This is a genomic window from Microcoleus sp. AR_TQ3_B6, from assembly GCF_036702785.1.
Classification (GTDB): Bacteria; Cyanobacteriota; Cyanobacteriia; order Cyanobacteriales; family Microcoleaceae; genus Microcoleus.
Window position 1 is genome coordinate 1 of the sequence record NZ_JAUBVJ010000048.1, and the last position, 10,229, is coordinate 10,229.

Below are 10,229 nucleotides of genomic sequence, written 5' to 3' on the forward strand. Positions count from 1 at the left end.
CCGTCCTTTTTGGACGGGCGGGACGCCCATCCCACAATAATAATTAAAATTGTAAGTTATTTAATTCGCGATCCTTATCAAGTGTGAGTTCGCAATCGCAATATTTTTAGCAGGGTGTTGAATTGATCGGGTAAAGGTGCGATCGCCTCTATTAATTCTCCGGTTACGGGATGCTGCAAAGTCAGCCGCCATGCGTGGAGGGCTTGTCCTGTTAAATTGACGCCTATAGAACGGTTGGAACTGTACATCGGGTCGCCCACAATGGGATGTTTTATTTCGGCTGTATGCACGCGAATTTGATGAGTGCGGCCGGTTTCTAATTGATAGTGCATTAAGCAATAGTTGCCGATTCTTTCTTTGATTGTCCAGTGAGTAACTGCGGGGCGGCCGCCTTTTTCTACTGGTACTACCGCCATTTTTTTGCGGTCCGTGGGATGCCGTCCGATGGGTAAGTCTATTGTGCCTGTTTCGGTGTTGGGAGCACCGTAAACTATGCCTAAATATTCGCGGCGGGCTGTTTTGGCTTTGAGTTGGGCTTGCAGGTGTTGGTGGGCTATGTCGGTTTTGGCGATCGCGATCGCACCTGTTGTATCTTTGTCTAATCTGTGTACAATTCCCGGTCGCTGAACTCCGCCTATTTCTGCTAGGGGACAGTGCGCTAACAAAGCATTGACTAATGTACCGTCTTGGTGTCCGGCGGCGGGATGGACGACTAATCCGGCTGGTTTGTTGATGATAATTAGGCTGTCGTCTTCGTAGAGAATGTCGAGGGGAATTGATTCGGGCTGCAAGGAAGTGGGCTGAGTTTCCGGTAAAGTGAGGTGGATGCGATCGCCCGTTTTTACTGATATTTTTTTCGACGTGCAGGTTTCGTCGTTGACTTTGACGTTACCTTGTGATATGAGAGTTTGGATTCGCGATCGGGATAAGTCCGGTATCTGGTTTGACAGCCAAATATCTAATCGCTGATTGACATTACTGCGATCGAATTCCTCTGTATTTTCTACTGTGTAAATCTGTGCCGCAGTGTCTGTTTCTATCATTTACTTTCTTTGGTAATCGGTAATCGCTAATTTAAAATCGATCGATTTGTATGCAGTACATATCCTGTAGGGGCGGGTTTCACCTATCATAATTTCCTAAAACCAATAATCTCGTAAACCCGCCCCCACGAACTGGTTTCACCGACAATTATCGCAGTGGCCGCACTGCATAGATTTCGCCTCATTTGCAAACCCAAAAGCTTGCAGCAAAAATTGCCACCTGCACTGCCGATGTTTCAAATATTTTACCATTTCCTCAGCGGCGGTAAAATTTGATTTTTCCGCTTTTTGCTGTGCGGATTTGTCGATTGCATAATTAAAAGGATCTTGCCATGTTAATTGTCCGTTGCTGTGGAGAATCGAAAGGGCGATCGCACTTTCGGGAAATTCGCGGGAAACTGCTTCTATATCACCTTTAAGGGGTAGTTTTTTGGCTAATTGCTGAGCTTCTCGGTATTGCGATCGCAATTTATCTTGAAAAAATTCCTTTCTTTGTTTGTCTTCGGGATAAAGCAAACCCGTCGGTTCGCTAATCAATGTCAGGGCGGTGGCCGATTTGCCGTCGCGTCCGCCTCTACCAATTTCCTGAATGTATTCCGATAATAGCAAAGGTGCTTGAAAATGAACAACCCACCGAACATCGGGCTTATTAATTCCCATCCCGAATGCTGAGGTACAAGTCACAAATTTAAACTCATTGTTCAGCCAAGCTTTTTCTATTTTTCGTCGTGATTCGGGACTTAAACCTGCATGATATGCTGCTGTTTCATAACCTGCAGCTTCCAACAAATCCGCCAAGCTTTCGCTATCTTTTATAGTGCGGACATAGACTAAACCTGCTTGTTTTCGTCGGTCTTTGATAAAATTTAATAGTTGCTGCTTGCGTCCTCTCGGCGTCCAGACTGTCTGCACTTGCAGGTGCAGGTTAGAACGGTAGGGACTTAGCAGAAATGCTTCGGGTTTGTGCAGTTGCAAGACATTTTTGATTGTCTGCTGTACTTCCGGGTTGGCGGTAGCGGTGAAAGCTGCGATCGCAATTTTACTATTTGCTGGTTTAGCTTTCAACAAAGCCGATCGCACTGTTCCCAAACGGCGGTAAGCTGGTCGAAAAGTATCGCCCCACTGCGCTAAACAGTGAGCTTCATCTAATATTAAACCGTTGATTTGGATGTGTGGCTGACTGATAATTTCCCAAACTGGTTTACTGAGTAATGTTTCAGGAGACAGGTACAGCAATCTTAATTTATTCTGTTGCAGAGATTGCATAGTTTGTCGGCGCTGCTGTGTTGGTAATTGGCTGTGGAGGAGGGAAGCGGGTAAATTGCGATCGCGCAATTCTTGCACTTGATTTTCCATCAGCGCTACCAGCGGCGAAACTACGAGAGTTAAGCCTGTTTGTAACAAAGCTGGCAGTTGAAAACAGATAGATTTGCCACCACCTGTCGGCATAATTATCAGCGTGTCTTTTCCTGCTAATAAACTGCTGACAATTTCTCCTTGGGGTGGTCGAAAATCATCGTATCCCCAAAATTTTTTGAAAGCGGCACGGGCCTGATTTAATAATTTTGATTCTGGTTGGTATTTCATTTAATCTAGTTTCCCAATCACATGGCATTGCTATAAATTTTAGATCTATCTTAGATTAAGTAACCAGCAACCGCCATTCAATAAAGCTGTGACTACTGCACCAATAATCAACCCTTTGAGTAGAGCAAATTCTCCCCGCCGTCTGAGGAAAATTATCGCGGGAATCACATAAATTAATTGAACTATTCCCACACCCCCAAAAAAAATTCCCAATAATAACAAAGTTAGATAATTATCTTGCCCTACTATATAAAAATGTATGAGCAGTATGATGATTCCTAAAATCACTGCTGCAATATGCAAGCCGATTAAAAGAAATATTCCTGACACTATCCCCATTCTTTCATTTCTAGGCGACATAATTATATTGCTCCCAAACTTAATTTAAACGGTTAGAAACCAAATGATATCCAGCGCTTCCCTCGCGGTAGAACATATTAAACGTGTCAAACGGAATAATTCTACCATCTGGGTGTACGATGTGAATGCAAGACCGTTTCACAGAACGGACATCAAAGTTAAACGGATCGAGAAACTGCACGATCATCACTCGAAATACATTGTCATAATTAATACCTTCAGGAACTGGTATCATCGGCAAACAGCACAATAACTGTTTGAAAGCATTAGCTGCGGACTGAGGTGAGTGGCTAGTTGAAAATAGCTCAAAAGTTTTGCGTTTTAATTCTTCATTCTGCTCGTAAAGTACACTGTTTGGCATCATTTTAACAAAGTCATCCGGTGCGACTGCGCCAGTTAGTGGAATCACTTTGCCATTTAATTTGAGGGCGTAAGCCATTGCTAAACTGTCGGGATGGCAAGGAACAGGTATAATATCTTCTGGTTTGAAATGGGGACTCTGCTGCAAAATTGCACGGCGAACTTCTGTGAGGGTGTACCTGTCTGTTTTGGGGTCAAATTGTTCTAGTCTCCCGGCTACTTGTATGGGTTGAAAAGTAACGCCCCGCACGCATTTTTGCTCCAAGGCATATTCGATAATTTTGCCGATTTCACTGTCGTTAAGACCTTTTTTGAGGGTGACAACTAAAGTGGTAGAAATGTTATATTCGTTGAGGTGCGCGATCGCTTTTTCTCTGATTTCCCTTAAATCAACTCCCCGCAACTCTTCCAAAGTCGATTTCTCCAAGCTGTCAAACTGCAAATAAATCTCAATTCCTGGTTTATATTGACTTAGCCGATCGCAAAAAATTCGATCCTTAGCAATCCTGATACCATTGGTATTAATCATCAAATGCTTAATCGGCTTGCTTTTGACTAAATCCATCACCTCAAAAAACTCGGGGTGAATCGTCGGTTCTCCCCCACTAAGCTGCACAATTTGCGGTTCTCCTTCATTGGCTACTACAGCATCCAACATCATTTCGATGTGTTCTAAAGTGCGGTGCTTCCGGGGGCGATCGGAAATATTAGAAACTTCTTCTACACCAGAATCTGCATAGCAAATTGGACAGGAAAGATTGCACCTATCAGTCAATTCTATCAGAGTTAAACAGCTATGTTGTTCGTGATCTGGGCAAAGTCCACAATCGTAAGGACAACCGTATTTTATCGGCGTGTTAAACCTGAGTGGCATATCTCCCGGCTTGATGAATTGCTGGGAAAGTTTATAATAGTCAATATCGTCAGCAATCAAGACTTCTTCGTGTCCGTGAGTGGGACAATGCTTTACTAAATAAACGCAATCCTCGCGAAAGATAATTTTTGCTTCAATTTTTGTTAAGCATTTTGAGCAAACACTGTTAGTCAGGGCGTAAAAGAGGTAATCGCGAGTTGGCATAATAAAAATTGGAGAATTAAGCAGACTAAATTTGTTAAGTCAGAGAGTAATTTTATTATATAACAAATTTAACGATTTATTACATATTAGCCGAAATTTATGCTACATTAAGCACACTTAATAATTTTACTATTTGAATTATGAATGCAAGTGGATTAAAGGAAGTTTTCAGCTATCGGCAAAATACTTGTGACCTTTGGGATACAGCAGGTCTCGCAGAATCTGTACAGGAAGATGGTTTTGCGCTGATTCCCGGTGTGATCGGCGCGTCGGAAGTGGGGGAGGCTAAGGAAGCACTCGATCGCCTGCAACCCTTCGGACTAGACGGCAGCAGTTGGAGTGAATTAAACCATCATTTTAAATGTGTTTTCAATCGCGATCGCCTTTGGCTTTCCTATGCCGATCGACCTGGTATCATTGAATTAGCCGAATCGTTAATGGGTAGCGATTGCCATATTATCGGCATGACTGCGTGGAAAAGTGGCCCCGGTTACGACGGTTGGCGGATTCATGCTGATCGCGTATTTGTACCTTTGCCCGAAAGCGTATTTGCCGACCGCACTTTTCAACTCCCAGTATTGATTTGTACCGCCCATTTCTATCTCAGCGATGTCACAGAAGAGCTTTGTCCTACCTATATTATCCCTGGTAGTCACAAGTCTGGTCGCAAACCCGATCGCGGGGAAGAAACTTGGAACGGACACTCCCCAGAACCAGTTTTGTGCAAAGCCGGAGATGTGCTATTTTTCCGCAGTGAAATTTGGCATTCCGGTGGCAGAAATACGACAACAAACCGCACTCGCTATATGCTGCAAGTGCATTATTCCCATCGCGATATTGCCCAGAAGTTTTCGCCTTGGCCGTGGCAATTTAATCCTGAAATTATGGCTACTGCTACTGAACGACAACTGCGACTTTTGGGCAAACATCCTGAGTCAAATTATGGTTAGTACGATATACAGCGTATTCCAGGTTGATGAAGTGTAGGGACAAAGGCTTTCGCCGTGTCCCTACGGGGAGCGCTCGAAACGAGTAAACTTAAACAAATTGACAAGACTGCGGCGATAATAAACTAAAGCCAACAAACAAGCAAGTTGAATGGCAGTTAACCCTAAAAATACGTGAAAATCTGGCTTGATAAAATCTATGAAAAAGCGAAATCCTAAATAGCCTATCATATAAAATTTAAACAGATCGCCTTCTTGCCGATCGCAGCGGCTGCGAAACTGTAAAAATACAGTTAGACCTAGTAAAAATAAAATCTCGTAAAGTTGAGTGGGATGTCTGTAAATGCCATCGCCAAAATCTATACCCCAAGGTAAATTAGTGGCAATACCGTAAGTGCGATCGCTCAATCCGGTCAAAAAACAGCCAATCCGACCGATCGCAGTTCCTGCAATCAAAGGATAGACAAAAGCATCTCCAGTGGAACGAGTGACGCCAATGATTTTTTTGGTCAATTCTACGCCAATTAAACCACCCAGCATTGCACCAACTACAGTTTTTCCCTGAAGTAGCAGCAACAGAATTTGCTCTGGGTTTTGCCATAAAAGATCGATATGCTGCAACAAAACTAGAGCTTTAGCGCCGATTAAAGCACCAACCATACCCCCTACAATTACGGAACTTCGCTGGCTGGGTGCAATAATATCTTTTTTCTTGTTAAATAATAGGAGGCGAAAGGCGATCGCGTAGGCTAAGGATTCAAAGAAAAAATGCGGATGAATTTGCCAAAGCCCGAGGGAAAAATAAACTGGAAATGTCATATTTTTTTGAGATTTTGAGTTTGGGATTTGAGATTGCGATCTAGTCCTGTCATCCTTTCTATAGGCTGGGAAATCTCGGAATCTCTTGAGCAATCCCAATCCAAAATCCCAAATCCCAAATCTAAAATCGCCTAAGATTGACCGTCTCGGCGGCCGAGTTCGTAAACGCCGCCGCCAATACAGGCGATCGTACCCATAGATATCGCCCAACCAGTACCCAGAGAAAATTCTACGCCCCAATTGCACAATCCGCCGGCAATCAAAAAGGGCACAATGCTCAACAGCGAAGCGTAAAAGGCATTTTGAGCTTCTCTGGCTTGGCGGGTTCTTTCAAACTCGGCTTCCGAGGTGTAGAGGGATCTCTCAGCAAAATTCATCCAGCGGTTGAGTTGCAAGATTACCCATTCTGTGAGGGGCGACAGGCCCCAATAGAGGGCCAAAGACCACAAAGATGCACCGGCGATCGCAGTTGCGTCTATGGCAAAACTAAAGGGAAAAATTTCAGTAAGCATTGCTTGATGTTTGTGATGAATTTGAGATTTCAGACGGCATCCAAAATCCCGGAACTAACTATAGTGTCAAGCAAAAGCTCGATCGAATTCAAGCCAGAAGAGAAATTCCTGGGCTCAATGACTTTCCGATCCCCGTAGCATTTAACCCGAAGCCTTGACACCGGCTCTGTATGCAGTAAGATACACGTTGGTAAACTGATTCGTTTAGCGGGTAGAGCTCTCTACGGCAATCTTGCAGCGAATTGGCCCGACAACCCACACCCGCAAATACATTCAACTTTCAGCAGTGAAAAAAATCGTGCAAGACTCTAGAGGCCCGCTGACGGGAAAACGCTTTTTTCGTCCCAGACAGATGCTGCTGCTGGCACTTTCGATCGGCATTGTTTTGATCGGCCCTTATTTACATCAGCAGTTGGTCCAAGCTCAGTCAGGCTTACCAAGCAGAGTAGCGACGGGTAATTTGTGGCAAGAAGCTTCTTTTCCCGTCGAAAATTTTGAAGCCTACAGTTCCCCTTTCGGTCCCCGTGGCGGGGATTTTCATTACGGTTTGGACTTAGCCGCTCCGGAAGGCAGTTATATCCGCAATTGGTGGGGCGGGCAAATTGTGGAAGTTTGGGAAGATGGCCGGTGCGGCACTGGTATGGTGGTGCGATCGGGAAATTGGGAACACATCTACTGTCACCTCAGAGGTCGGGTGGAAACAGCTAACGGCGGGCGTTATTATATCGATCGCGCTGGCGGGCTGCAAATTTGGCAGGGTCAAACTGTGCCGGCCGGTGCGAGAATTGCCAGAGTTGGGATGACCGGGCGCACGACCGGCCCTCACCTGCACTGGGGATTGAAGTATGACGGTCGCTGGGTAGACCCGGCTTTGGTATTGCGGGAAATGTACTCCCAACAATCTTAATTAGTCATTAGTTAGCAGTCATTAGTCATTAGTTAGAAGTCATTTTTATTGGTTTGTAGTAAGGACTAAAGTCCTTATTTTTTCGATAATGAGGAATAAAGTCCTCACTACAAACTTGAATAACTCATGACTAATGACCAATGACTAATGACTCTTTACATTGGGGCCAACTCTTTTTTGCCCAACTCGGTGTACTGCTCGACAATTTGGCGGAATTCGTCGCCGTCGATCGTTTCTTCATCCAACAGCGCTTCGACAAGTTTGTCTACCAAAGGGCGGTTTTCGCGGATAATCCGGCGAGCTTCTTCGTAGCACTCAAAGGCAATTTCTCGCACTTGCCGATCGATCTTGATTGCCATTTCTTCGGAATACTCCGCTCGCGAATTCCAGTTCTGGCCCAAAAACACCTCATTGTTGCGACTTTCAAAAGCCACAGGCCCCAAATCCGACATTCCGTAAAGCGTTACCATCTCCCTAGCTAAGCTGCTGACTGCTTCGATATCGCTGCTAGCACCAATAGTTACTTCCCCATCGCCGTAAATTTCCGCCTCAGCAGCCCGTCCCCCTAAAGCTACTGTAATCCTGCTTAGCAGCCAAGATCGACTTTTCAAACCTTCGCTGTCGAGCATTTCGTCATCTAACACGGTGCTAGCAAAGCCTCCGATGCCGCCGGAACGCGGAATAATGGTTACTTTTTGAAGCGGATCGGCATTTTTGAGCATGGTCGTGACTATGGCGTGTCCGACTTCGTGGTATGCTATGATCCACTTTTTCTTGCTGTCGAGCAGGGGGTTCAGGGTGAGCCCGATCGTGATCCGGTCGATCGCGTCGTAAACTTCTAAGTTACTAATCGTGTCTTTACGACGCCTCGCAGTGAGAATTGCTGCTTCGTTGAGCAAGTTTGCCAAGTCAGCGCCGGAAAAGCCGGGAGTGCGACGGGCGATCGTGTCTAGGGCAACTTCTGGGTCGAGTTTCTTGTTGCGCGCGTGAACTTGCAAAATCCCCAAACGCCCTTTGTAACTGGGCAAATCTACCGTTACTTGCCGATCGAACCTGCCTGGCCGCAGCAGGGCGGTATCGAGCACGTCGGGGCGGTTGGTAGCTGCAATCACAATCACGCCGCTGTTACCCTCAAAGCCATCCATTTCTGTCAGCAACTGGTTGAGAGTTTGTTCGCGTTCGTCGTTGCCGCCACCGATACCAGCGCCGCGCTGCCTTCCTACGGCGTCTATTTCGTCGATGAAGACGATGCAGGGCGAATTTTCTTTAGCTTTGCGGAACAAGTCGCGGACGCGGGAGGCGCCAACTCCGACAAACATTTCGACAAATTCCGAACCCGAGATACTGAAGAAGGGGACGGCTGCTTCGCCTGCGATGGCTTTTGCCAACATTGTTTTGCCGGTTCCCGGAGGCCCGATCAACAGAACTCCTCGGGGAATTTTGGCGCCAATGGCGTTGAAGCGTTCGGGTTTTTTGAGGAAAGTTACGACTTCTTGCAGTTCTTCTTTTGCTTCTTCGATGCCTGCTACGTCGTCGAACATCACGCCGGTTTTGGCTTCCATTTGGAAACGGGCTCTGGATTTGCCGAAGTTCAGGGCATTTCCTTGAGATTGGGTCGATCGGCGCAGGATTGCCATCAACACTGCCAACACTGCAAAAATCACGAGCAAGTTTACTACTAAACTGACTGCTGCGGCGTTGTCGGCTGTTTGTTTGACTTCAAAGTCAATCTTTTTGGCGCGGATTTGCGAGTACAGTTCTCGGTTGTTGTAGTCGAAGAGAGTAACTGATTGGGCTTGATCGCTTTTTTGATTTTTTAGCCTAACTTTGGCAGTTCTTTGAGTTTCGTCTACTTCGATTTTACTGACTAGCCCTTTTTCTATGTTGTCGATCAGTTGGCTGTAACTCATGGTGTTTGGCGCGCTGTCGGCAAACACCGGGGTCGAGAGCAATATTCCTTGAGAAATCACCAAACTGCCCAGGATGCGCCAAAGATTCCGTCCTGGAATTGATTTTTTAGGATTCTGGCTCGATTTGTCTTTGTTTACAGCTAGATGCCCCAGCCATGCGTGTTTCCAAGAATTTTTCATATTGCTTTGCCCAAGGTTGAAGAGTGCCAAGATTGACCGCTTTTGGTTTGCTACCTTTATTTATTTTAACAAAAGGGCGGGTGTTGAATGGGTTTATCTCTCGCTGGATCTCAACATACCCCTCAAGAGGACAGGGCTGTTTCATTCTCCCTAGGGGCAAACCCTCGTGAAGAGCCGCGATATTTGAAACATCGATTTCATCGTCCGTGGAGGGGGTAGGCATTCTTGGCACTACCCCTACAAAACGATGATTTCCCCGATAGTGAAACCGCCCTGTGCTCAAGAGGGGGGTTTTGAATCCACTGCTCCTCAAGAAACCGGGTTTTTTACCTCATCTTTTGGCTATAACCAAGGATTTTGGTACCAAAACCCGGTTTCTGGGCCCCCTCCACTGAACTTACCCGCTGCTCCTCAAGAAACCGGGTTTTTTACCTAATCTGCAGGCTGCAACCTCTGTATTTTGCTCAAAAACCCCGGTTTCTTGACCCCATCCGTAAATCTCAAATCTCAAATCTCAAATCGATAT

General features: G+C 45.7%; 10 protein-coding genes. 3 read left to right on the top strand and 7 right to left on the bottom strand.

Annotated elements, in window-relative coordinates:
• Positions 1–77: 77 nt before the first annotated feature.
• The 4 genes from QUB56_RS21615 to QUB56_RS21630 form a co-directional block, all read right to left on the bottom strand.
• Positions 78–1,043 (bottom strand): RluA family pseudouridine synthase, encoded by a 966-nt coding sequence (locus QUB56_RS21615; protein ID WP_332957987.1) that lies wholly within the window; start codon positions 1,041–1,043, stop codon positions 78–80.
• A 138-nt stretch (positions 1,044–1,181) separates the two neighbouring features.
• Complete coding sequence (locus tag QUB56_RS21620; RefSeq protein ID WP_332957988.1) at positions 1,182–2,630, bottom strand: RecQ family ATP-dependent DNA helicase; 1,449 nt, start codon at positions 2,628–2,630, stop codon at positions 1,182–1,184.
• 45 nt (positions 2,631–2,675) lie between these two features.
• Complete coding sequence (locus QUB56_RS21625) at positions 2,676–2,990, bottom strand: hypothetical protein (RefSeq protein ID WP_332957990.1); 315 nt, start codon at positions 2,988–2,990, stop codon at positions 2,676–2,678.
• A gap of 19 nt (positions 2,991–3,009) precedes the next feature.
• Positions 3,010–4,428, bottom strand: a complete 1,419-nt coding sequence (locus QUB56_RS21630; protein WP_332957991.1) for a radical SAM protein — start codon at positions 4,426–4,428, stop codon at positions 3,010–3,012.
• 140 nt (positions 4,429–4,568) lie between these two features.
• Here QUB56_RS21630 and QUB56_RS21635 point away from each other — a divergent pair, with 140 nt between their 5' ends.
• Positions 4,569–5,378, top strand: a complete 810-nt coding sequence (locus QUB56_RS21635; protein ID WP_332957993.1) for a phytanoyl-CoA dioxygenase family protein — start codon at positions 4,569–4,571, stop codon at positions 5,376–5,378.
• Positions 5,379–5,438: 60 nt separating this feature from the next.
• Here the strand turns inward: QUB56_RS21635 and QUB56_RS21640 are convergent, their stop codons facing one another.
• On the bottom strand, positions 5,439–6,194 hold the full coding sequence (locus tag QUB56_RS21640) for a prolipoprotein diacylglyceryl transferase family protein (RefSeq protein WP_332957995.1): 756 nt from the start codon (positions 6,192–6,194) through the stop codon (positions 5,439–5,441).
• Between the two features lie 131 nt (positions 6,195–6,325).
• Complete coding sequence (locus QUB56_RS21645; RefSeq protein ID WP_332957997.1) at positions 6,326–6,706, bottom strand: hypothetical protein; 381 nt, start codon at positions 6,704–6,706, stop codon at positions 6,326–6,328.
• Between QUB56_RS21645 and QUB56_RS21650 the strand changes: the two genes are divergently transcribed.
• Together QUB56_RS21650 and QUB56_RS21655 are read left to right on the top strand one after the other, a co-directional pair.
• A complete protein-coding gene (locus tag QUB56_RS21650; protein ID WP_332957998.1) occupies positions 6,706–6,864 on the top strand; it encodes a hypothetical protein in 159 nt (52 codons plus the stop codon). The genes QUB56_RS21645 and QUB56_RS21650 overlap by 1 nt on opposite strands.
• Positions 6,865–7,058: 194 nt before the next feature.
• The gene (locus tag QUB56_RS21655) at positions 7,059–7,613 is read left to right on the top strand and encodes a M23 family metallopeptidase (RefSeq protein WP_332958059.1); all 555 of its coding nucleotides are present in this window, start codon (positions 7,059–7,061) and stop codon (positions 7,611–7,613) included.
• Between the two features lie 155 nt (positions 7,614–7,768).
• Here QUB56_RS21655 and ftsH read toward each other — a convergent pair whose 3' ends face one another.
• A complete protein-coding gene (ftsH, locus tag QUB56_RS21660; protein WP_332957999.1) occupies positions 7,769–9,703 on the bottom strand; it encodes an ATP-dependent zinc metalloprotease FtsH in 1,935 nt (644 codons plus the stop codon).
• Positions 9,704–10,229: the final 526 nt, after the last annotated feature.